This window comes from Nocardia sp. NPDC003345 (assembly GCF_053589395.1).
This window is the reverse complement of sequence record NZ_JBSFRU010000003.1, coordinates 43,409-65,274: the sequence shown is the minus strand read 5'-3', so window position 1 is coordinate 65,274 and position 21,866 is coordinate 43,409. Positions and strand designations below refer to the sequence as shown.

Annotated in this window: 20 protein-coding genes; 9 read left to right on the top strand and 11 right to left on the bottom strand. The window is 70.6% G+C overall.

From position 1 onward, the window contains the following. The coding region (locus tag ACWDU1_RS01060; RefSeq protein WP_449994713.1) for a sensor histidine kinase at positions 1-782 on the top strand (782 nt) is incomplete at its 5' end. Then, positions 782-1,501, top strand: coding sequence for a response regulator (locus ACWDU1_RS01055; protein ID WP_449994711.1), 720 nt, complete (start codon positions 782-784; stop codon positions 1,499-1,501). The genes ACWDU1_RS01060 and ACWDU1_RS01055, both read left to right, overlap by 1 nt. A 2-nt stretch (positions 1,502-1,503) precedes the next feature. Here ACWDU1_RS01055 and ACWDU1_RS01050 read toward each other — a convergent pair whose 3' ends face one another. Both ACWDU1_RS01050 and ACWDU1_RS01045 read right to left on the bottom strand, forming a co-directional pair. Further along, positions 1,504-1,914, bottom strand: a complete 411-nt coding sequence (locus tag ACWDU1_RS01050) for a DUF7144 family membrane protein (RefSeq protein ID WP_449994710.1) — start codon at positions 1,912-1,914, stop codon at positions 1,504-1,506. Between the two features lie 236 nt (positions 1,915-2,150). Next, entirely contained in the window at positions 2,151-3,968 is a 1,818-nt protein-coding gene (locus ACWDU1_RS01045; protein ID WP_449994719.1) for an alkyl/aryl-sulfatase, read from the bottom strand. Positions 3,969-4,253: 285 nt separating this feature from the next. On the opposite strand from ACWDU1_RS01045, the gene ACWDU1_RS01040 reads away from it, so the two are divergent. After that, positions 4,254-4,484: a LapA family protein gene (locus tag ACWDU1_RS01040; RefSeq protein ID WP_449994708.1), complete on the top strand. Its 231-nt coding sequence runs from the start codon at positions 4,254-4,256 to the stop codon at positions 4,482-4,484. Here ACWDU1_RS01040 and ACWDU1_RS01035 read toward each other — a convergent pair. From ACWDU1_RS01035 to ACWDU1_RS01015, 5 genes are all read right to left on the bottom strand, one after another. Then, complete coding sequence (locus ACWDU1_RS01035; protein ID WP_449994717.1) at positions 4,404-6,170, bottom strand: SulP family inorganic anion transporter; 1,767 nt, start codon at positions 6,168-6,170, stop codon at positions 4,404-4,406. The two genes, ACWDU1_RS01040 and ACWDU1_RS01035, sit on opposite strands and share 81 nt — an antisense overlap. 41 nt (positions 6,171-6,211) lie before the next feature. After that, positions 6,212-6,871 (bottom strand): GAP family protein, encoded by a 660-nt coding sequence (locus ACWDU1_RS01030; protein ID WP_449994706.1) that lies wholly within the window; start codon positions 6,869-6,871, stop codon positions 6,212-6,214. Positions 6,872-6,925: 54 nt separating this feature from the next. Then, the gene (locus ACWDU1_RS01025) at positions 6,926-8,617 is read right to left on the bottom strand and encodes a SulP family inorganic anion transporter (RefSeq protein WP_449994704.1); all 1,692 of its coding nucleotides are present in this window, start codon (positions 8,615-8,617) and stop codon (positions 6,926-6,928) included. 58 nt (positions 8,618-8,675) lie between these two features. Continuing rightward, positions 8,676-9,101 carry a DUF7144 family membrane protein gene (locus ACWDU1_RS01020; RefSeq protein ID WP_449994702.1) on the bottom strand — a complete coding sequence of 142 codons (426 nt, stop codon included), beginning with the start codon at positions 9,099-9,101 and terminating at the stop codon, positions 8,676-8,678. 83 nt (positions 9,102-9,184) lie between these two features. Further along, complete coding sequence (locus ACWDU1_RS01015) at positions 9,185-10,366, bottom strand: AI-2E family transporter (protein WP_449994700.1); 1,182 nt, start codon at positions 10,364-10,366, stop codon at positions 9,185-9,187. Between the two features lie 260 nt (positions 10,367-10,626). Here ACWDU1_RS01015 and ACWDU1_RS01010 point away from each other — a divergent pair, with 260 nt between their 5' ends. From ACWDU1_RS01010 to ACWDU1_RS01000, 3 genes are all read left to right on the top strand, one after another. Beyond that, positions 10,627-13,257: a LuxR C-terminal-related transcriptional regulator gene (locus ACWDU1_RS01010; RefSeq protein ID WP_449994698.1), complete on the top strand. Its 2,631-nt coding sequence runs from the start codon at positions 10,627-10,629 to the stop codon at positions 13,255-13,257. Between the two features lie 166 nt (positions 13,258-13,423). Beyond that, positions 13,424-13,621 carry a hypothetical protein gene (locus ACWDU1_RS01005; protein WP_449994696.1) on the top strand — a complete coding sequence of 66 codons (198 nt, stop codon included), beginning with the start codon at positions 13,424-13,426 and terminating at the stop codon, positions 13,619-13,621. Positions 13,622-13,630: 9 nt separating this feature from the next. Beyond that, positions 13,631-14,596, top strand: a complete 966-nt coding sequence (locus ACWDU1_RS01000; protein WP_449994694.1) for a TIGR00341 family protein — start codon at positions 13,631-13,633, stop codon at positions 14,594-14,596. Between the two features lie 56 nt (positions 14,597-14,652). Here ACWDU1_RS01000 and ACWDU1_RS00995 read toward each other — a convergent pair whose 3' ends face one another. After that, positions 14,653-15,648 carry a polysaccharide deacetylase family protein gene (locus ACWDU1_RS00995; RefSeq protein ID WP_449994692.1) on the bottom strand — a complete coding sequence of 332 codons (996 nt, stop codon included), beginning with the start codon at positions 15,646-15,648 and terminating at the stop codon, positions 14,653-14,655. 135 nt (positions 15,649-15,783) lie between these two features. On the opposite strand from ACWDU1_RS00995, the gene ACWDU1_RS00990 reads away from it, so the two are divergent. The 3 genes from ACWDU1_RS00990 to ACWDU1_RS00980 all read left to right on the top strand — a co-directional run bounded on the left by ACWDU1_RS00990 (position 15,784) and on the right by ACWDU1_RS00980 (position 19,797). Further along, complete coding sequence (locus ACWDU1_RS00990; RefSeq protein WP_449994690.1) at positions 15,784-17,364, top strand: putative glycoside hydrolase; 1,581 nt, start codon at positions 15,784-15,786, stop codon at positions 17,362-17,364. Positions 17,365-17,467: 103 nt separating this feature from the next. Continuing rightward, on the top strand, positions 17,468-19,198 hold the full coding sequence (locus ACWDU1_RS00985) for a cutinase family protein (RefSeq protein WP_449994689.1): 1,731 nt from the start codon (positions 17,468-17,470) through the stop codon (positions 19,196-19,198). A gap of 113 nt (positions 19,199-19,311) precedes the next feature. Beyond that, positions 19,312-19,797, top strand: a complete 486-nt coding sequence (locus ACWDU1_RS00980) for a nucleoside deaminase (protein WP_449994687.1) — start codon at positions 19,312-19,314, stop codon at positions 19,795-19,797. Here ACWDU1_RS00980 and ACWDU1_RS00975 read toward each other — a convergent pair. Genes ACWDU1_RS00975 through ACWDU1_RS00965 form a run of 3 tightly spaced genes read right to left on the bottom strand, consistent with a single transcriptional unit; the run spans position 19,767 to position 21,852 of the window. Beyond that, entirely contained in the window at positions 19,767-20,480 is a 714-nt protein-coding gene (locus ACWDU1_RS00975) for a methyltransferase domain-containing protein (RefSeq protein ID WP_449994685.1), read from the bottom strand. The two genes, ACWDU1_RS00980 and ACWDU1_RS00975, sit on opposite strands and share 31 nt — an antisense overlap. Next, positions 20,477-21,184, bottom strand: coding sequence for a TIGR04282 family arsenosugar biosynthesis glycosyltransferase (locus tag ACWDU1_RS00970; RefSeq protein ID WP_449994683.1), 708 nt, complete (start codon positions 21,182-21,184; stop codon positions 20,477-20,479). Before ACWDU1_RS00970 ends, ACWDU1_RS00975 begins: the two co-directional genes overlap by 4 nt. Continuing rightward, on the bottom strand, positions 21,181-21,852 hold the full coding sequence (locus tag ACWDU1_RS00965) for a glycosyltransferase family 2 protein (protein WP_449994681.1): 672 nt from the start codon (positions 21,850-21,852) through the stop codon (positions 21,181-21,183). Before ACWDU1_RS00965 ends, ACWDU1_RS00970 begins: the two co-directional genes overlap by 4 nt. Between the last annotated feature and the right edge of the window lie 14 nt (positions 21,853-21,866).

Below are 21,866 nucleotides of genomic sequence, written 5' to 3'. Positions count from 1 at the left end.
TGCAACGGGAGCAGCTCGCCGAGGAAGCCAATCAGGCGGCCGCGCTCGCCGAGGCCGACCGGTTGCGTCGTGACCTGCTCTCCGCGGTCAGCCACGATCTGCGTACCCCGCTGGCCGGGGTCAAGGCCGCCATCTCGAGCCTGCGCTCCGATGATGTGGAGTTCTCCCCGGAGGACCGCGCCGAATTGCTGGCCACCGTGGAGGAATCGGCGGATCAGCTCACCGCGCTGGTCGGCAATCTTCTCGACTCGTCACGTCTGGCGGCCGGGGTGGTGCGGCCGCGGCTGCGGCCGGTCTATCTGGACGAGGTCGTGCACCGGGCCCTGGTCAGCGTCGGAGTCAGCCCCCGCGGCGCCCGGCGCGGCGCGCTGGACCGGGTGACCGTGCGGGTGGGCCCGACAGCGGTCCAGGCCGACCCCGACCTGCTCGAACGTATTCTGGCCAACCTGGTCGACAACGCGCTGCGCTACGGAGCCGAGTCCCCGGTGAAAGTGGATGCCACAACGGCGGACGGTCATGTGGTCGTCCGGGTCGTCGACCACGGCCCCGGTCTGCCCGGAACCGACCCCGACCGGGTCTTCGACCAGTTCCAGCAACTCGGCGACCGCGACAACACCAGCGGGCTCGGACTCGGGCTGTCGGTGGTGCGCGGTTTCGCGGTCGCGATGGGCGGGTCGGTGAGCGCCGAGCCCACGCCGGGTGGCGGGCTGACCGTGAACGTCGAATTGGCCGCCACGACCGGTAACGTCGGCGACGAGCCGCTGCCTACGGAGGTGCCGTGATGAAGTCCGCGCCGGAGCACGGGCAGGAGCCGGGCCCGCATCCGACCGTTCTGGTGGTCGACGACGAACCACAGATCCTGCGCGCCATGCGTATCAACCTGTCGGTCCGCGGCTACGAGGTGGTGACCGCGTCGACCGGTGCGGGCGCCCTGCGCGCCGCGACGGAACGCCGGCCCGACGCGGTGGTCCTCGATCTGGGACTGCCCGATATCGACGGGATCGAGGTGCTGGCCGGATTACGCGGCTGGACGCGCGTGCCGGTGATCGTGCTCTCGGCCCGCACCGATTCGGCCGACAAGGTGGACGCGCTGGACGCCGGCGCCGACGACTACATCACCAAACCGTTCGGAATGGACGAATTCCTGGCGCGGCTGCGCGCGGCCCTGCGGCGCGCCGCGGCGTCGGCCGAAACCGACGAACCGGTGGTGGTGACCGATTCGTTCACCGTCGACCTCTCGGCGAAGAAGGTCGTCAAGGACGGCGCCGAACTGCATCTGACCCCCACCGAATGGGGTGTCCTGGAGATGCTGGTGCGCAATCGCGGGAAACTGGTGGGCCGCACCGAACTGCTGCGTGAGGTCTGGGGCCCGGCCTATCAGACCGAAACCCACTACCTGCGGGTCTATATGGCCCAGCTGCGCCGCAAGCTCGAGGACGACCCCTCCCATCCGCGGCATCTGCTCACCGAGCCCGGGATGGGACACCGCTTCCGGGTATAGCCCTACATCTCCTCCGGGCGCCACGCGGTGACCGCCCAGATGGTGAACGCGCAGCCGGCGATCACGACGATCGACCAGATCGGTGCCCGGGGCAGCCACAGGAAATTGATCGCGATGGTGATCACCGCCAGCACGACGGCCGCGACCCGGGCCCAGGCGAGACCGGCGATCAGGCCGAGGCCGACCACGGCGAGCACGAGCGCGTCGACGATATGGATCCAGGTCCACGTGGTGGTGGAGAACCGGTAGCGGTACCGCGGTACCGACGACAGCCAGTCGGCGCCCCGGGCCACCGCGATCCCCTGTACCAGCTCCAGTACCGCCAGGCCCAGCAGCAGCACCGCGGCCGCCACGGCACCGGCGGCGGCGAAAGCGCGTCCGGTGGGTGGCCGTTCCCGGAACTTCGACTGCATCTCCGCACCTTCCTCGTATGCGGTGTCGTGGACTGCACCGGCGCGCCGGGACCTGGGCACCGGCGCGCCGGGTGCACCCAGCCTGCCGGGCGGCACAGCGGAGATGATCACCCGCCGGGGGTGAAGCCGCGTCCGGACCGGCCGGCCTCCAGCCGCCGCCGCGCGCCGGGTACGACCGGGACCCGTGCTTCCGCCCGGGCACGGCGCGGCCGGGCGGGTGGGCGCCGCACCGGAGTTCACGGGGTGACGATGGGGAATCGGGGGTCGGGATCGTCGAGCAGGCCGACGAACCATTCGAGCAGACTCTCCTCGCCCTTCATGGCGATCCCGTCGAGTCCGCCTCCGGCCACGGCGCCCAGCAGTTGCTGTTTGGTGAGTGAGAGAGTGAGATCCGCGGGTTCCGGCGCCGGCGTCTCGGGGGTCGGCGTGCGATGGGTGAGCGCGCCGCGCGAGAGCGTGAGCCGGTGAACCAGATTCTCATCGGTGAGTTCCCAATCCATGATGAAATCGCGTTCGGCCGCGCGTGGCCCGTCGAGCCGCACCGCGAGAGAGTCCACGATCATGTCGAGACTCAGCGCACCGAGCATCTCGGCGGAGGCGGTCTGCGCGCCGACCGGGCTCGGGCCGCCGCGTAATTCGGCGGCCCCCACCAGGTAGAAGTTGCGCCAGGTACCGTTCTCGGCACCGTGGCCGAGAGTGTCGTACACCTGCGCGAGTGCCTCTTTCGCGCCGGTGTGGCCGGGTTCGGCGAAGACGGCGTGGCAGAGCAGCGTGGCGGCGAACCTCGGGTCACCGGCGCTCGCGTACTCCCGGCCCTTCGCGACCAGGGCGTCGATACCGCCGTAGTCGGCCATATAGCGCCGTGCCTGGTCGACCGGCGGATGTTCCCACAGGTGCGCCGGGTTGCCGTCGAACCAGCCCATGTACCGCTGGTAGATCGCCTTCACGTTATGGCTCGTCGATCCGTAATACCCACGGTTGGCCCACAATTTGTCGAGCGCGGGCGGGAATTCCAGCATTTCGGCGATCTCGGATCCGATGAAACCCTGATTGGTCAGGCGCAGGGTCTGATCGTGCATATAGGAGTACATATCGCGCTGACCCGCGAGCCAGTCGATCCAGTTCTGCCGCCCCCAGGTGGGCCAGTGGTGTGAAGCGAAGGCGACATCGGCCTTGTCACCGAACCGCGCGATGGCCTCGTCCAGATAGCGCGCCCAGATCCGGGAATCCCGGACCACCGCGCCGCGCAGGGTCAGCACATTGTGCATATTGTGGGTGGCGTTCTCGGCCATACAGAGTGCGCGCCGGTCGGGGAACAGAAAATTCATCTCCGCCGGTGCTTCGGTACCCGGTGTGAGCTGGAAGACGATCCGGACCCCGTCGATCTCCTCCTCCTGGCCGGTGCGGGTGATATCGACCGTCGGCGGGATCAGTGTGACGGTGCCGGTGGAGTTGGTCATACCGAGCCCCGCGCCGATCTGGCCGTCGGGTGCCTTCGCCAGCACGGCGCCGTACATGAAGACCGCGCGCCTGCTCATCGCGTTACCCGCGTAGACGTTCTCGGACACCGCGTGTTCGAGAAAGCCCTCGGGCGCGAGGATCGGAACCTGTGGGTGGCCTGCCGGGAGAATCCCCGCGGCACCGCCGAAATGGTCCACGTGCGAATGGGTGTAGATCATTCCGGTCACCGGCTTGTCGCCGCGGTGGCGGCGGTAGAGCGCCAGTCCCGCCGCGGCGGTCTCGGCCGAGATCAGCGGATCGATGACGATCACGCCCTCACGTCCTTCGACGAAGGTCATATTGGACAGGTCCAGATTGCGCACCTGGTAGATACCCTCGGTGACCTCGAACAGGCCGGCGATATTGCAGAGTCGGCTCTGCCGCCACAGACTCGGATTCGCGGTGTCCGGGCAGTCCCCGTCCAGAAAACGGTAGGCGTCGTTGTCCCAGATGACGCGCCCGTCGGCCGTACGCACCTGGGGTGTATCGAGTCCGGCGACCAATCCCCGGGACGCGTTGTCGAAATCGGTGGTGTCGTCGAAGTCCACCCGCATGGTCATCGTTACCCCATTCCGCGATATCGGTCGGTTCCGCTGATACGGGACCGGATCTGCGCCCGAACAGCACGGCCGGGCGCTCCGGTGCACCGGTCGCGCCGACGCTAGTCATCTGTCGCGGCCCGGTGATCGCCTGTTGCGGGTGAGATCCGGCGCCGGCGGCCCGCGTATCGCCGTTCGCGAGTCGCGGCACCTCATCCGCAGTGGGTGATGCCCTGCGCAACCGCGGCGACGGACACTCCGGGTAGTCCGCAGCACCCGAGGCGTATCCGGAGGACCGCCATGCCCGACGAAACAGCTCCCAGGAAGTCGCTACTGTCGCGGATCACGCCGAACCAGTGGCTCGCGCTCGTGGTCACCGTGCTCGCGGTTGTCTTCATCTTCGCCAATCGCGACCGGGTCGATATCGAATTCCTGCTGGTCACGATCACCTCACCGATGTGGCTCATCCTGCTGATCATGTTCCTGGCCGGGATGGTCGCGGGCTGGTTGTTCCGTCGTTCCCGCCGCTGAACGAGCGCGGCCGCGGTCGCTACCGGCCGCCGTGGAGGTCTCCCCCAGAGCCTCGGCGATGGTCGGGTACACCGCGATACCGTGGCCGCCCGCCTCGGCGGCGGTGAGTTCGTCGCCGAACTGACCGATGGACCGGGCGATCCGGAAATCGATACGCCGCCGGGCCAGGGTGTTCCGCAGATCGACCAGCATGCTCGCGGCCGTGACGTCGATCGCCGGCGACGTCTCCGCGTCCAGGACGACCAGCCGGGTCCGGTCGGTGCACAATTGCTCGATCCGGTGCCGCACGAAATCGGCGTTCACGAAACACAGTCCCGCCTCCACCCGGACCACCAGCGCGTCCGGTCGCCCGGCCAGACCCGGATGCCGCGCGGTGTCCAGCCACAGTCCGTCGCGCGGCGCGAGCGCGGCGATATGCGGCTGGGAGGTGCGGTACACCAGCAGCAGGATGGCGACACCCGCGCCGATCAGCAGGCCGGGCAGCGTATCGAAGACCAGGACCCCGAGCATGGCGGCTACGGCGGCGACGAAATCCGCCCGCGCGGCCCGTCCGTAGACCTTGCCGAGCCACTGCGACCACACCCGGTAGAGCCGGCGCAGCGCGGCGATATCGACCAGCTCGATCACCGCCGCGATCACCACCGCGGCCAAGGTCGCCTCGGGCAGTTGTTCGAACAGGCCGGTGAGCAGCAGCAGGGTGAATACCGTCAGCACCGCCACCACCAGCCCGCTGACCTGACTCTTGGCTCCGGCCGAACCGTTGACCGCGGTTTTGGACAGGCTGCCGTTCACGACCATGCCCGCGTTGAGTCCCGCACCGAGGTTGGCCGCGCCCAGACCGATCAGTTCCCGGTTGGGATCCACCTCGTAGCCTTCCCGGGCGGCATAGGTCTTGGCCGCGCCCAGGCCCTCCGCGAATCCGATCAGCAGCACTCCGACGGCGGGGCCCAGCAGATCGAGGTAGTCGTGGAAGCCGGCGTCGGGCAGGCCGGGTACGGGCAGCCCGGACTCTATCGACCCCACGATCTCGACCCCGTGATCGTCCAGATCGAACAGTGCGACGGCCACGATGCCCGCGACCACCGCGACCAGCGATCCGGGGACGAGCGGCAGCCAGCGTTTCAGGCCCAGCACCAGAACCAGGCTCAGCCCGCCCACCAGCAGGGTGCGCCACTGCGTCCCGCCGAGACCGGTGAGGACTCCCCACGCCTGCTCGAAGAAATTGCCCTCGCGCTTATCGATTCCGAACAGTTTGGGCACCTGCCCGATGATGATCACCAGCGCCAGCCCGATGATGAACCCCTTCAGCACCGGTTCGGAAATGAACGCCGCGACGAAACCGAGGCGCAGTAATCCCGCGATCAACCCCACCACCCCGGTCGCGATGGCGAGCGCGGTGGTCAGGGCGATATATCGGCCGCCGTCCGCACCCGCGAGCGGGGTGATCAACGCCGCCGAGAGTGCCGCCGTCGCCGACATCGGGCCCACTACGAGATGGCGCGAACTGCCCGCCAGGGCGTACAGGACCAGCGAGGGCACCGCCGCGTACAGCCCGACCACCGGTGGCACTCCCGCGATCGTCGCGTAGGCCAGCGCCTCGGGCACCAGGACGGCCCACACGGTGAGTCCGGCGATCACATCGGGGCGCAGCCACGATCGGCGGTACCCGTGCAGAGACCCGAACAGCTGCCATCGCGACGCCGCCGCGGGTGCCGCCCGGCCCCCGCTCACAGCCCGCCGATCCCTTTACCGAACACGACCGCGCCCATCACCAGCAGCACGATGGCCATGACCATCCGGTTGTTGGCCTCCAGCCAGGCGCGGGTCCGGTCGAGCGCATCGCGCACCCGGTCCGCCGCCAGCGCGTATCCCAGCACCACGGCGAGGACCGTCGCCGCGGCGAGCACCGTGAACACCACCAGTGCCACGATCTGCCCGCCCGCGCTCAGTCCCGCGGCGCCGATCACCACACCGGCGGCAGCGCACAGCAGCAGATTCTTCGGGTTGAGACCCGACAGCAGCGCACCCAGACCGGCGGCCTTGGCGGCGGTCAGTTCGTCGAGGCCACGCATCCAGCCGGGCTCGGCGGTCTCGGCGCGCTGCCGCCACTGGACGAACGCCACCGCCAGTAACAGCGCCCCCAGGACGATCTCGATCCAGGCCGCCGCCGTACCGGGACCGTTGTCGGAGGACAGCCCGAAGACACTGGCCAGCACGACGAACACCTCGGTGGCGACGACGATCCCGAGCGTCCAGCCGGCGGCGAATCCCCCGGCGGCCGCCGACGCGTTCTTCGACAGGATCATCAGGATGGCCGCGACGATCGGAATGGGTGAGATCGCCACTCCCACCGCCAGCGGAAGAAGATCACCGATCACTGTGCCCATACCGTCACGCTAGGTGGCCCGTCGCGCCGTGCTCGTCATACGTGGCGGGTGAAATCACTCCGGATTCGCGGGCCCGTCCTGATCCCGCAGCCACAGCCGGGCCTGCGCGTAGGCGGCCAGCGTCGATTCCCCGATGGTCGCGGTGGCCGGGAAGAACTCCAGCCGCACACCCTGCGCGGCCAGCAGATCATCGGTCCAGAACCGGCGGACCCGCGGATCGACTCCGCTGAGATAGAGCCGGCCGTCGTGTTCGGCCAGCCGTCGCGCATAGGCGGCCACGACCACGAAGAACGTCGCGCTCACCGTGGTGCGGCCGCGTAACCGCAGGATCACCACGGGAGCCTCGGCGCCGGCCGGATCGGGCAGCTGGGCCTGCAGGGTGCGGGCGCCGGCGTAGAACAGGCTCCCGTAGACGTCCAGGATCACGATCTCGCGATCCGAGATCGACGCCGGCACCGGTACTTCGCGCAGCCGGTGCCCCTCGGCCCGCAACCGCACCACCTTCAGGTCCATGGCCTCCCGGTTCAGCTGCAACAGCAGCGAGAGCGCGACACCGACCCCGACCGCCGCCGCGACCGGCAGCACCAGGGTCGCGACGAAGGTCGTCACCAGGGCGATCCGCGAGGTGGACCCGCTACTCCAGATGGCGGTGATCCGGGCCTGCGATATCGATCCCACCGCGGCGACGATCAGCACAGCGGCCAGGGTCGGCATGGGCACCTTCCCCACCGCGGGCGCGAACGCGGCCAGGATCGCCAGGCCCCACAGCCCGGACCAGATTCCGCCCCAGCGGGTCCGGGCGCCGGCCACCTGATTCAGCGCCGTCTGCCCCATCGATCCGCCGACCGGCATTCCGCGCACCAGCGCGGCCGCGATATTGCCCACACCCTGCGCGGTGAAGTCCCGGTTCACATCCGCCCGGGTCCCATCCGGGTTCGGCGCGGCCTCCGCGACCCCGGTGCCCTGCACCAGCACGATCACCGCCACCGCCAGCGCACCGCTGATCAGACCCGGGCCCAGCAATGTGAGATCCGGTAGACCCAGGCCCGGCAGGCCCGACGGGATCTCCCCACTGGCCGATACCCGTGCCACCGAATCCCAGCCGAAGACGACCACCAGCGCCGTCGGCACCGCCAGTGCCGCCAGCGCCGCCGCCATCCGCAGGCGGGTGCGCGCCAGCCCGAGCATGAGCGCGATCGCGGTGAGACCGGTGATCAGCGACGGCGGATCGATCCGGCCCGGATGCAGCAGCACCTGTATCGCCCGCACGGCCGCGATATCGGCGTCGGCATCGGATCCGGTGAGATCGGCGAGCTGCCCGAAGGCGATATTCGCCGCGATCCCCGCCAGGAACCCCGTCATCACCGAATGCGAGACGAACCGTGTGTAGCGGCCCAGCCGCAGCACCGCCGCCAGGATCATGAACAACCCGGCGAGCAGGGTCAGCAGTGCCAGCCCTCCCGGACGGTTCTCCTCCGGGACCGCCACCAGCGCCGAACCGGCCGCCAGCGCGGACGCGCTGGTCGCGGTGACGACCATCCGCCGGGTGCCGGTGGTGTATCCGCCGGCGATCCGGCCGGCGACACTCGCGTAGAGCCCGTGTACCGGGCTCACCCCGGCCAGCACTCCGGCCGCCATCCCGTCCGGGATACTGCCGATGGCGCCGGCCAGGCCGGCGAACACATCGTCGCGCCGCATCCGTTCGTCCGGGAGCAGCGCGCGTAGCCACCGGACCCGGCGGTTCATGGATTCCGACAGTAGCGGCGGAACCGGCCGATGCCGGGACCCGCGCCGGTGAGCCGGATCAGGTCCGCGGCCGCCAAGTGGCGATCGCCCAGATCACGACGATATCGAGCACGATCACCAGCGTCGACCACCACGGGTAATAGGGCAGCCAGAGGAAATTCGCCAGGATGGACAGCGCGAGAATGCCGATCGCCAGACCGCGCCCCCAGGCCGTACCGGTCATCAGCCCGAGCGCGCTGACGATCAGGACCGCGCCGAGCGCGATATGGATCCAGCCCCAGGTGTTCAGGTCGAATTCGTAGATGTAATCGGTCCCGACCACGAACAGCCCGTTGTCGGCGAGTGCCGCGATACCTTGCAGCAGCGAGAGCACGCCGACGGTGAGCAGCAGGATCGCGGCTCCGATCGAGGTACCGGCGGCTACCCCCTGCCGGAGCGGCGATTCGACGGAGGTGCGTGCCCTCTGGTCCGGTGCGGTTGTCATCTCCACTCCTTCCGAGCGCAGGTGTGGCACGACTCTCGCGCGCGCCGAAGCCACCGCGCCTCACCCGGGGCGGGTGAATCCGGTCAGGTGCCCGGACCGGCGCCGGTGGTTCCGGGCCGCGGGTCCGCACCACCTTCTCGTTCGGGACCCGCCGGGCCCATCCGCCCGGAATCCTCGACACCCGGTTCACCGGGCACCGGTTCGTCGGGGGCGCGGTCGCTGATGAGCACGGTCAGCCAGCGGGTCGACGGATCGATATCGATCAGCACCGCCTTGGCCAGCAGGGTCAGCGGGATGGCCAGTAACGCGCCCAGCGCGCCCAGCACCCAGGTCCAGAACACCAGGGACAGGAAGGTCACCGTCACGCTGAGACCGACGGCGTCACCGACGAATTTGGGCTGGATCACCGATTGCACCACGACGTTGAACACGCAGTACAGCACGATCACCCACACCATCTTGGTGAATCCGCCGTCCAGCAGAGCCAGCAGCGCCGGCGGCACCAGGCCGACCACGAACCCGATATTCGGGATGTAGTTGGTGATGAACGACAGCAGCGCCCACAGCAGCGGGAACGGTACCGCCAGCAGCCACAGGGCGACACCGTCGAGCACCGCGACGATCAGCCCGAACACGGTGGACACGATGAGGTACTTGCGGGTGCCCGCGGCGAACGCGTTCAGCGCCCGGGCGATATCGGGCCGCATGGTGGCCAGCACCCCGGTGCGGCGGCCGATACTCATCCCGTCGAAGGCCATGAACAGCAGCAACGCCAGGATGAAGACCAGATCGGAGAAGATGCCGCTGAGCCCCACCAGCAGCGTTTCGAGCAGATCGACCGCCTTGCCGAAATCGAAACCGCTCAGGGCGTGCTCGATACGTTCCTTGTCGATATCGAAGTTGTGCAGCAGAGTGCGGATCTGGTCGAGCAGATCGGCGAAGCGGTCGGTGTAATCCGGCAGCGAGGTGGCCAGCTGGGCCACCGATACCGCCAGTGCCGCCACCAATCCCAGCAGGACCAGGTACACCACGACCAGAGCCGCCAGCATGCCCAGCCAGGGCGGCACCCCACGGCGCTGGAGCCGGGTCTGGATGGGCTGCACCGCGACGGCCAGCATGAGCGCCAGGAATACCGGGCCCAGTACCCCGGAGAAGATCTTCGTACCGCCGATCGCCACAACCGCGGCGGCCGTGGCCAGCAGCACGATGAGACCGCGCGGTATGGACCACGACGATCCCGCGGCACCCGCGGCCGGCTCGGTCACGACCGGGCCCCGGACTCGTTGGCTTCCCGGCACGACATGGCCCACCTCGTTCGCTTCGGCTACAGGGGTCCCCGCGCGCGGCGACAGCCGCCACGGTATGTCTCGCGCACGGGCTTCCGGTTCACCCACCACGGATGAATCCGGCCGGATACGCCCTGGTAACAGGTTGGTTCAGGACCGGTCGTCCCAGGTCCGGCCTCGGGTAGGCTCCCGCTGAGTGCGTGCTAGTGCTGTTTCGGACATCTTCGTCGGGAGGCACCGTGACCACTTCGCAAACACTGGATCCGACGGGCCGCCCGGTATCGCGAGCTCGGGCGCGGTCACATATCCCGGTCTTCCCGTTCACCCCGGTCTCCCGCCATCGATTGCATACCGCGCTGGACTCGGTGCTCGATCGCGGTTCCGGCGGAGTGCTGCTGATCTGCGGGGCGGTCGGGATCGGCAAGACCGTGACGGTCGCCGATTGGGCCGCGCGGCAGTTGCCGCGCAGCCACCCGGACACCCGCACGGCGTGGGTCACCGTGCGCGACCAGATGTCGCTGTGGGCGGAACTGCGCGGCCGTCTCCAGCTGCGGTGCGCCGCCGGGGCCCCGGCGGCGGGAATCGGTGAAGCGGAAGCGCTCCTGGAAGCCCTCGCCGCCCAGCGCACTCCGACCGTCCTGATCATCGACGACGCGCATCTGATCACCGACCCGCTGGCGCTGGCCGGACTGGAATACTTCCTGCAGAACGCGCCCGATTCGGTGACCATCGTCCTCTGTGCCCGCTTCGATCCACCGATCCGCTGGCATCTGCTCGACCTGCACTCCCGGCTGACCCGTTGGAGTGCTCCGGATCTCGCGTTGTCCGCCGCGGAGGCCGCCCGGCTCTGCGACGGCCACGAATGCGAACTCGGCGCCGACGATCTCGCGACCCTCATGTCGCTGACCGAGGGCTGGGCCGCGCTGGTGCGGATCGCCGCGATCTATCTGAGCGCCCACACCGCCGAGCACGCCGACGCCCTGGCCGCGCTGGCCCGGCCCCCGCACGCGTTCGCCGATATCCTCGTCGGCGAACTCATCGACACCCTCTCCCCCGCGCTGCGCCAGTTCCTGACCTGCACCAGCATCCCGGAGGAGTTCACCGAACAACTCGCCGACGATCTGGTCGGCGGTGGTGCCGCGCATCAGATCTACGAGCTGAACCGGCTCAACTTCCCGATGACCTCACTCGCGCGCGGGGGGACCGTCCGCTTCTCCTATCACCCGATGCTGCGGGCCTACTTCCTGGCCGAGGCCAACCGGCTCGGCCAGGATCTGTGCGCGGACCTGCGTCTGCGCGCAGCCCGGCAGCTGATGGCCACGGGCGAGTTGTGGGCGGCACTGCGGCATCTGCTGGCCGTGCCGGACCGGCGTCCGCTGGCCTCGTTCCTGGCCGATCACGCGCTGGCGCTGATCTTGGCCGACCACGGCGAGGCGTTGTTCGACGCACTGGCCGAGGCCGCCCCCGAGGTGCTGGCCGACCCGTTCCTGCGGTTGCTGCAAGCCACCGACGCGCTGCTGCACGGCGACAGCGGATCCGCGCAGGCCTACCGGGACAGCACCCGGTTGCGGGCCGACGACGAACCGGTTTCGCTGGCGGGCCCGTACCGGCTCGAATCGCTGGGCGCGGCGGTGGACGCCGAACTCGCGGTCACCACCGGCGCCGCACCGGAATCGACTCCGCTACCGGAGCGGCTGCCACCGGCCGACCGGCCGGACCTGGACGGCTATCTCGCGGTCACCACCGGAACGGTGCTGGTCCTGCGCGGCGAACTCGCCCGCGGCGAGGAGCGGCTCCGGGTGGCGCTGACCCGCACCAGGTCCCGCTGCCATCCGAGACTGCGCCTGATCGCGGTGACCCGGCTGGCCGTCACCGCCGGTCTCGCCGGTTCGATCACCACCATGCGGCAGCGGGCCGAACGGGCCAGGGCCATCGCCCGCGATCACGATCTGCTGGATCTGCCCGAGGCCGTGCACGCCACCGCGCTGGAGGCCTACGGCGCCTACCTCCAGGGCACCGATCCGCAACCGGGCCGGATCGAGATCCTGTGCGCCGAACGGATCCGGCGCGACGGGACGCCGGGCCCGGTCGCGGGCTGGCTACCGCATACCGTGGGCACGCTGCTGCACTGCCAGTGCGCCACCGACCGGGCCACCGCCACCGACCGGCTGCGCCGCAGTATCGGCCGGGTCCTCGACGCCGACCCCCCGCCCGCGCTCAGCGGTGGCCTGCTCGGCGCCGCGGTGTGGACGCTGTTGAGCGTGAACGAGGCACCGACCGCGCAGCGGCTCGTCGAACGGGCCCGGGCGGTCCTGGGCCGGACACCCGACACCGTACTGGCCGGGGCGGCATTGGCCGCGTTCGCCGGCAACCACCAGGCGGTGGTGACCCAGGTGGAACCGCTGCTGACGACCACCCCCGCGGCCCATCCGGTCAGCCGGCTGACCGCGCTACTGCTGGACGCCCGCGCCCACCACCAACTCGGCAACGATCCCAAATCCCGGGAGGCCGTGGAGCAGGGCTTGCGGCTCGCCGCCACCCACCAGATCACCCGGCCGTTCTTCGACGTACCGGGCGCGGTCGAACTGCTCGACTACTACGCCGGATGCTTCGGCCACCACAGTGTGTTCGCCGATACCGTGCGGGCCAGCCGGCACGCGCACCGCCGGGCCGACCATCCGCCGCTCACCGCGACCGAGGCGACCATCCTGCGCCAATTGCCCTCGGGCCGCACCACCCAGCACATCGCCGACGATCTCGGAGTGTCCATCAATACGGTGAAAACCCATCTGCGCGGGATCTACGCCAAACTGGGCACGAGTTCGCGGATGGAAACACTGGAGGCGGCCCGCCGCGCCGGACTGCTCTGACGGCCCCGGGCGGCCGCGGAGCCGGGATCCCCGCACCGCGGCCGTCTTTCACCCGATGCGGACGAGGTGCGCGCCCCGGGTTCCGGGCGACACTCGTATCCGGCACCGGACCGCTTTCTCCCGCCCGGACGCCGCCGACCCGAGCCGCGACCAGCAGGAGATGGCGATGCGATACCAGTTCACCATCGACGGCGAACTCTCCGAGCGGGCCCTCGCCGCCTTCCCCGAACTCACCGGGAACCGGGACCGGGGCACCACGGTCCTGTCCGGGCCGGTCACCGATTCCACCGGTGTCCGCACGATTCTCGCCCGCATCGACAATCTGGGTCTCACCGTGGTCGAGATGCACCGGCTGCCGGACTAAGGCCCCGGGATGTCGCTGCTGGTTCCCGCGAGTCAACGCCGCGGCCTCGACGAGGTCGCCGAACGGCTGAACCTGTCGGCCGGAGACTCGCGCGCGAAACGCTCGGCGTTCTGGATCATGCTCGTGCTCTCCGGGGTCATCGCGGTATCCGGTGTGGTGGGCGATTCGACCGCGACCGTGATCGGCGCGATGATCGTGGCGCCGCTGTCGGTGCCGATCCTCGGCGTCGGCCTGGGTATCGCCACCAGCGATGCCCGGCTGGTGGCCCGGAGCCTGCTGCTGGTCGCGGCCGGTGCCGCCGCGGTGATCCTGCTGGGATTCCTGGTGGCGCAGCTACTGCCGATACCGACCGACGTCCTCGGCAACTCCCAGGTCCTCGGCCGGACCTCGCCCCGGATCGTCGACCTCTCCGCCGCCCTGGCCACCGGCTTGGTCGGCGCGGTCGCCGTCACCCGCCGCGATGTGGGTGATGTGCTGCCGGGTGTCGCGATCGCCATCTCCCTGGTGCCGCCGCTCGCGGTGGTGGGGGTCTGCCTGGGGTCGGGAGCACCGGCGCTCGGGCTCGGCGCGCTCGTACTCTTCGCCTCCAATATGGTCGCCATGATGATCACCGCCGCGGTGGTCCTGGTATTCACCGGCTACGCCCACGAGGCCGGCGCGGGTGCCGCGCGGCGCGGGCGCGCCTACGCCGTACTGGCCGCGGCACTGGTGGTGGTCGCGATACCGATGGTGGTCAATTCCCTCACCTCGCTGTGGGCCGATCAGATCGCCGACGCGACCCGGCAGTGGTTACGCGATATCCCGGGCGCGCAGGTCACCGATGTGACGTTGCACAGCGATACCGCGACCATCGAGATCCGGGCACCCGAGGAACTGCCGCCCGTCGACGAACTGAAGGGATCGGTCGATGCACTGGTGCCGTGGAACCCGGAGGTCGTCATCGTGCATACCGTCGGGTCGCGGGTCACCGACTGATCGGCCCGGCCCGCGGGCCGGATCGAGGTTCGCCGAGCAGTCACCGCCGGGCGGCGTCAGTAGGGCCGGGCCCGCCCCGCCCATCCGGCGGCCGGCCGGTCCGCCGAATCCCGGGGAAAGGAGATGCGATCCGGGTCGCCGTCGGAGGTGTAGCGGCTGCCCGGTTCGGCGGCCAGCCGGTCCAGCCAGTACGCGCTGTCGAACGGGACGGCACCCAGGCCGGACCTGATCCGGGGTACCGCGCCGGGGTCGACCGCGCCGAACGGTGACGGCGCCGGATTCGCACCGACCAGCATGACCGCGTCGAACCGGTAGGAGGTACCCCCGGCACGGCCCGCGCGTGCCAGGGCCGGGTCGCCGGGCGCCATACCGAGTGGCAGTGCCATCGTGGTCACCGCCGCGCCCGGTGCCGCGGCGGTGATGGCGGCCACGTTCGACGCCAGTTCGTGCTGGATACCGGCGGCGTCGGCGGCCGCGAGATTCGCGTGGCTCGCGGTATGCGAGCCGATCTCGTAACCCTTACCGGTCAGATAGGGCAGCGCGCGCGGATCGCCGCCGAAGGCGTCGTTGGTGACGTAGAAGGTCGCCCGGGCCGGGAAATCCGGATGGGCGGCGGCGAATTCCTCCAGGATCGCGACGGCGCAGTCGCGGGCGGGCCGGCCGTCGGGTCCGAATCGCAGCTGGCTCGTGGTCGAATCGTCGAAGGTGAGCACCACCGGGTGGGTCCCGGCGGGGATATCGATGGCACCGGCGATGTACTGGGCCGCGGTGACCGGCCGGTAGCCCTCCTGGTACAGCCGGTCCAGCTCGCCGCGGAACTCGGCCGGTGTCTGGTCGTACTCACCGGCCGGCCGCGCGGCCAGCTGGTGGTACATCAGGACGGGAACCAGTCCCAGTTCGTCGGCGCCGACCGCCGCGGGATCCGGTGGCGGGGTGGTGGTCGCCACCGGCGGGGGCGGCGGCGCCGGGGCGGGCGCGGTCTCGGCCGCGCCGCCGCAGGCCGCGGCACCGATCGCGCAGAGAGCCGCCACGACGACCCGAACAATACTCACCGGGTATCGAACCATCGGACGAATGTTACGTGCCGACAACGATTTACGGTTCATCTCCGCGAAACGGATTGGTGACACGGCGCACTGGCCATCCTGTCCGGGAATGGTGTTCGTGGAAGTTGGTGTGCTGTGCTCATGCGGGTACGGGCCCTCGGCCGGAAACGGTCGGCGGTCCTGGTTTTCGGTGTCGTCCTCGCGGTCGTCCTGGTGTCGGTGGGGGTCGGCGCCGCCCGGCAGCCGGTCGAACAACTCCCGCTGAGCGGGCTACCGCCCGGCCCGGTGGGCGCGGCGGCGCTACCGGATCTGACCCTGCGCGTCGATGCCGCCGGACACGATCCCGGGTCGGTCCGGCTGACCCTCGACGGTGCGCCCGTCGACGGCCGGGTCGAGGGCCACACCGTGCTCTACCACCCGGAGAACCTCACCGACGGGGAGCACACCTTCACCGCGGAGATCCCGTCCGGGTGGCTGCGCCGCGACCCCGCGGCGTCGGCGACCTTCACCGTCGATACCGCGGCCCCCGCACTGGAGGTCGCGAAACCCGAGGCCGTCGGGTCCTATCGCGATCCGGTGACGATCCGCGGCCGCGCCTCCGACGCCACCCGGGTGTCGATCGGCGAACACGCGGTGGCCCCCGGCCCCGACGGCAGCTTCGAAACCGAACTGCCGCACAGCCCGGGTGGTTCGGAAGTGGTCGCGGTGGACGCCGCGGGCAATGCCACCACCGCGGCACTCACCACCGGTATCGACCTGCCGCGGATGCGCGCCGTGCATGTCACCGCGCACGCCTGGTCGCACGACGGGATGCGGGAGGCGGTCCTGGACCTGGCCCGGCAGGGCCGCATCGATACCGTGCAGCTCGACATCAAGGACGAGGACGGGGTGGTCGGCTACGACTCCGCGGTACCGCTGGCCCGCAGCACCGGTGCCGCGACCCCCATCTACGACGCCCGGGCCGCGCTGCGGCAGCTGCACGATATGGGCGTGCAGGTCGTGGGGCGGATCGTCGCCTTCCGCGATCCGGCGCTGGCCGAATGGGCCTGGCATCACGGCCGGCCGGACTGGGTGATCCAGAATCCGGCCCGGCAGCCGTACTCCAGCCACTACGGCGCGATCGCGTTCACCAATTTCGCCCACCCCGAGGTGCGCGGCTACAACATCGCGCTCGCCGTGGAGGCCGCCGAACTCGGTTTCGACGGTGTCATGTACGACTACGTCCGCCGCCCGGACGGCCCGCTGAGCAGTATGCGGTTCCCCGGGCTGAAGGGGCCCGCGACGGTCGCGGTGGCGGAATTCCTGCGGCAGAGCCGGACCCCGGTGCAGGCCGCCGGCGCCCATCAGAGCGCCGCGGTCTACGGGATCGCCGCCACCCGCCCCGATCAGATCGCCCAGGACATCGGCCTCATCGCCCGGCAGGTGGACTATGTGGCGCCGATGATCTATCCGTCGCACTGGGGTCCCGGCGAGTACGGAGTGGCCGACCCGAACTCCCAGCCCTACGACATCGTGGCGGCCTCACTCCGGGACTTCCAAACCGTGACCGAGGGTACCGGCGCCCGGGTGGTGCCCTGGCTGCAAGATTTCAGCCTCGGCGTCGAGTATGGAGATGCGCAGGTCAGAGCCCAGATCGATGCCGCCGCGAAGGTGGGGATCGATAGTTTCTTCCTGTGGAGCCCGTCGGTGACCTACCACGGCGGAGCCCTGCCGGTGAAGTGACACCGTAACGCCGCGGACCCGCGCGGCGACGTCTCCGGTGACGTAATGGCCCGTCGGGGGGCCGGCCCGTCCATTTATCGGGTTGTGGAATGGAGCTGGGGACATGGCTTTCCGGAGTGGTTACCTCGTGCGCTGTCGCGATTATCTCGCGCAGCACCGTCTCGCCGCGGCGATCGCGGCACCGGCCACGCTGGGCGTGGTCGCGGCCGTGGGCGCCGCCTACTCGGTGACCGCCCCGCAGCAGGTGGATACGCAGCTGCGGGCCTCGGTCACCGAATGCCACGATATGGTCACCATCTCGGTGGCCGGCCGTGGTGACACCCCGGCCGCGGGGACGACCAAACTGCTGGTCGACGCCAACGGGAACCCGCTGCCCGCGGCCCTGTCCGGCGACCACAGCAGCGAATGGGTCGACCCGGTGGTCAACGCACCCGCCGACGATGTCGCCCCCGGCTCGTACGCCGCGGTCTATATCGCCTATCCGGCGAATATGGCGACCTACGAGGATGCCGTCAACACCGGTGCGGCCAACACCAAGCAGGTGATGCGGGAGATCGCGCAGGCCTGCCCGGACACCCGGTTCGCGATCGTCGGCTACAGCGAGGGCGCCGATGTGGTGCGCCGGGTCGCCATGGAGGTCGGCCATCAGGAGCAGACCGACGGCGGCTACGCGATCGTCGACCCGGACAAGGTGACCGGTGTGGTGATCCTGGCCGACGGCGGCCGGACCGCCGGGGACGGACCGTTCCCCGGGGCGGAGAACCCGTTCGGCAACCCGGACGGCTTCGATCAGGTCTATCAGAACGGCAAGACCCCGGTCCCGGGGCAGGGCGCGCTGCCCGGAACCTCCGGTGATTTCGGATCGCTGAACGGCAAGATCGCCTCGTTCTGCTCCGACGGCGACCTCACCTGCGCGGCGCCGGACAATATCGCGCTGCTGCAACTCGTGGTCAATGTGGCGCGCCAGGTGAACGCCGACGCCCTGGAACGCGAAGGCCTGACCCCGGCCACCGGGCAGGATGTCGCGGTGGCCCTCAGCCGCGTCGCGCTGCTGGCGCTGGGCGATATCCGGTCGCAGCCGAACTGGATGGCCAGTGACGAAACCTTCCTGGAGGTGCTGCTGCGGGTCTCCGATCCGGCCTACGATCCCGCCGCCGCGAAACCCGCGCCCGAGCAGCCGGCGGAGTCCATCTCCACCGACGAGATCTCGCCGCTGGCGTACCTGCCGCAGAAGGTGCTCAACGAGATCGTCGGGCTGATCGTCACCAACCAGAACACCATCCCGGTGATCCTGTCCGATCCCTACAAACTCACCCTCGGGCCGAACGCCACCGGACACCATTTCGACTACTGGCGTGATGCCGACCCGAACAACGGCAAACCGCTGACCTCGGCCGAGTACGCGGCGGCGTGGCTCACCCATCTGGCCAAGCAGGCGCAGGCCGGTGAACCGGTGAATACGAAGTCGACGCCCACCGCCGAAGACCTCGACGACGCCTATCGCGCGGCGGCGGCCACCTCCACCACCGCCGCGGCCGCGACATCCACGACCGCGCCGGCCGGCACTACGACCACCACGGCACCGGCGGGCACCACCACCGGGGCACCCGCCGGGACGGCGCCCACGGGCACCGCACCCGCGACCACCCCGGGCACGAACGCGCCGTCGGAGGTCGCCGCGCCCGCCCCGGCGCCGGCCACACCGCCGAGCAGTACCGAACCGGCCGTCCCGTCCACCTCCGCCGCGCCGACCTCGACGGACGCGCAACCCTCCCGCACCACCGAGCCCGCCGCGACCTCGACGACGGGAGCACCGGCCGAAACGGCGCGCTGATCCGGTAGACGAACCCGGCCGGGCCCATCCGCCCGGGCCCGGCCCTCCGCCGCGCGGGCGGTGACCCACCCCGGGTCACCGCCCGCGGGTGGTTCGTAGGCGAGGATGCGTTCATGACGATCACCTCGCACGATCTCGGGTATCTCCGCCGCTGCGTCGAGCTGGCGCGGGAGGCGCTCGCCGCCGGCGACCAGCCGTTCGGGTCGCTGCTCGCCGACGTCGACGGCACGGTGCTCTTCGAGGATCGCAACCGGGTCTCCGGGGGCGATCCGACCCGGCATCCGGAATTCGAGATATCGCGCTGGGCCGCCGCCCACCTGAACCCGGAACAGCGCGCCGCGGCCACCGTCTACACCTCGGGCGAACACTGCGTGATGTGCTCGGCGAGCCACGGCTGGGTGGGCCTCGGCCGCATCGTGTACGCCGCCTCGGGCCGTCAGCTCGCGGACTGGTTGCACACCTGGGGCGCACCCGCTTCCCCGGTCGCGACCCTGGCGATCGGCGAGGTGATACCGGGTGCGGTCACCGACGGCCCGGCGCCCGAGCTCACCGCGGAGATGGAATCGCTCTACCGCGCCTGTTTCGCACCGGCCCGGTGACCCGCGGCGGCAGGTCCGGGCCCGGGTGGCGTATCGGCCGGGCCCGCGCCGGTCCGGCGTAGCCAGGCGAGGTGCCGCCCGGATATCTCGGCGACGGTGAGCAGTTCGAAGCCGGTCTCGGCGGCGAGCGCGTCCGCGCGGTCGATCCCGGCCTCGGCCCAGGGAAACCAGTCACCGGCATGGTCCCGGGTTTCCAGCCGGATCTGCCGGACCACGATTCCCTTTCCCGGACAGTCGAATTCGACCACGGCGAGGCCGTCGGGCCGGAGCAGCCGCGCGACCCGCCCCAGTAGGCGGCGCGGGTCGCCACCGATCCCGATATTGCCGTCGGCGAGCAATGCGTAGTGCCAGCGTCCGTCCCCCGGCAGCGGGCCGAAGACGTCGCGGGCCACCGCGGGCGCACCGCGATGCCGGGTGACCGCGATCGCGACCGGCGAGATATCCACGCCCAGCGCCATCACCCCGCGCCGGCACAGCGCGGTGACCAGCCGGCCGGGCCCGCAGCCGAGATCGACGGTCGGCCCGTCGCAGCAGCCGACCAGTGCCGAATCCACCTGCCGGTCGGCCGCGGTGGTGCGTCCGCCGCCGAGCCACCGCCGGGTCGGCAGCGGGGTCCGGTCGCCGTCGGCGCTCCGGATCCAGCACTCGCCACCGGTGAGGGCCGGATCGAACCGCCCGATCACCTGGCCGCCTGCCCGGCCGTCAGCGTGACCATCTCCGCCGCGAACCGGCCCGTGCATTCACCCGCGACCCGCAGCGCGTCGTCGTAGTTGTCGACATCGGTGAGCAGCGGAAGGGGTCCGACGCGGTAACCGCAGGACCGTAGCGCCCGCCGGGTGCGCTCACCGGTTTCCGGGGTGGACATCGGAACTTCGGCGAGCAGGCGCGCGGCCCGCGGATCCGGCAGTCCCAGTCCCCACCACCCACCGTCGGCGGCCGGGCCGAGGAGGGCGTCGCCGCCGGACACCAGTGCGCGGGCCGCCTCGGTCAGCATGCGGGAGGTGAGCTGCGGGGTGTCCATCCCGATCTGCAGTACCGGCAGTCCGGCCCGGGCGGCATCGGCGTGCGCGTTGGCCAGGCGCTCCCCGAAGCCGCCGCCGCGCTGCGGCCGCACTTCGAAGCCCGCCAGGGCGGCGGCGATCTCGTCGCCACGCTCGGCGGCACCCAGATCTCCGGTGAGTGTGACCATCCGGTGCGCGAGCGGGCAGTCCCGGACCGCGGTCACGGTGTCCAGTAGCGCGGCGGCCGCCAGCCGGGCCGCCTGCACCGGCGACAGCGGCGGGGTCAGCCGGGTTTTCGCGAAACCCGCCACCGGCGCCTTGGCGACGATCAGCACGGTGGCCGGCAGTACCGCCGAGCCGCGGTCGCCGGTTCCGGTGCGGGTCATCGCAGGACCGCCAGGAAATCCCGGGTGGCCCGCAGTGAACCCCGCGCCGATCCGGACACCTTCGACGTACCGCCGGCCCGGGGGTGGTAGCTGATATCGATCTCGCGGACCCGCCAGTGCGCGTCCGCCGCCCGGACCAGCAATTCCAGCGGATATCCGAATCGGTCGTGCAGCCGGCCCAGCGATTCCAGCCGCTCACGTCCCGCGACCCGCATCGCGCCGATATCGTGCACCGGTAATCCGTAGCGGCGGCGCAGCCGGTGCGCGACGACCCGGTTCCCGAGGCGGGTATGCCACGGCCACACTCCGCGCGCCACCGGGCGGCGCCGCCCGACCGCGAGATCCGCGCCCTCGTGCACCGCGGCCACCAGGAGCGGCAGTTCCGCGGGATCCATCGATCCGTCACCGTCGAGGACGGCCACGAGACCGGTACCCGCCGCCGCGATCCCGGCCTGCACCGCGGCGCCGTAGCCGGGGCGCGTCTCGGTGATCACCCGGGCACCGCAGGCGGCGGCGACGGCGGCCGTGGCATCGGTGGAGCCGTTGTCCACCACGATCGGCCGGTAGCCGGGCGGTAGTGCGGCCAGGACGCCCGGCAATGCTTCGGCTTCGTTGCGGCACGGGATCACGACGGTCACACCGGCCGGGTCGGGAGGGTCTGTCGCCATAGGTGTCACGCTAG

Coding starts and splice junctions, on each gene's coding strand:
- ACWDU1_RS01055 (WP_449994711.1), top strand. CDS start 782: ATGAAGTCCGCGCCGGAGCACGGGCAGGAGCCGGGCCCGCATCCGACC.
- ACWDU1_RS01050 (WP_449994710.1), bottom strand. CDS start 1,914: ATGCAGTCGAAGTTCCGGGAACGGCCACCCACCGGACGCGCTTTCGCC.
- ACWDU1_RS01045 (WP_449994719.1), bottom strand. CDS start 3,968: ATGCGGGTGGACTTCGACGACACCACCGATTTCGACAACGCGTCCCGG.
- ACWDU1_RS01040 (WP_449994708.1), top strand. CDS start 4,254: ATGCCCGACGAAACAGCTCCCAGGAAGTCGCTACTGTCGCGGATCACG.
- ACWDU1_RS01030 (WP_449994706.1), bottom strand. CDS start 6,871: ATGGGCACAGTGATCGGTGATCTTCTTCCGCTGGCGGTGGGAGTGGCG.
- ACWDU1_RS01025 (WP_449994704.1), bottom strand. CDS start 8,617: ATGAACCGCCGGGTCCGGTGGCTACGCGCGCTGCTCCCGGACGAACGG.
- ACWDU1_RS01020 (WP_449994702.1), bottom strand. CDS start 9,101: ATGACAACCGCACCGGACCAGAGGGCACGCACCTCCGTCGAATCGCCG.
- ACWDU1_RS01005 (WP_449994696.1), top strand. CDS start 13,424: ATGCGATACCAGTTCACCATCGACGGCGAACTCTCCGAGCGGGCCCTC.
- ACWDU1_RS01000 (WP_449994694.1), top strand. CDS start 13,631: ATGTCGCTGCTGGTTCCCGCGAGTCAACGCCGCGGCCTCGACGAGGTC.
- ACWDU1_RS00990 (WP_449994690.1), top strand. CDS start 15,784: ATGCGGGTACGGGCCCTCGGCCGGAAACGGTCGGCGGTCCTGGTTTTC.
- ACWDU1_RS00985 (WP_449994689.1), top strand. CDS start 17,468: ATGGCTTTCCGGAGTGGTTACCTCGTGCGCTGTCGCGATTATCTCGCG.
- ACWDU1_RS00980 (WP_449994687.1), top strand. CDS start 19,312: ATGACGATCACCTCGCACGATCTCGGGTATCTCCGCCGCTGCGTCGAG.
- ACWDU1_RS00970 (WP_449994683.1), bottom strand. CDS start 21,184: ATGACCCGCACCGGAACCGGCGACCGCGGCTCGGCGGTACTGCCGGCC.
- ACWDU1_RS00965 (WP_449994681.1), bottom strand. CDS start 21,852: ATGGCGACAGACCCTCCCGACCCGGCCGGTGTGACCGTCGTGATCCCG.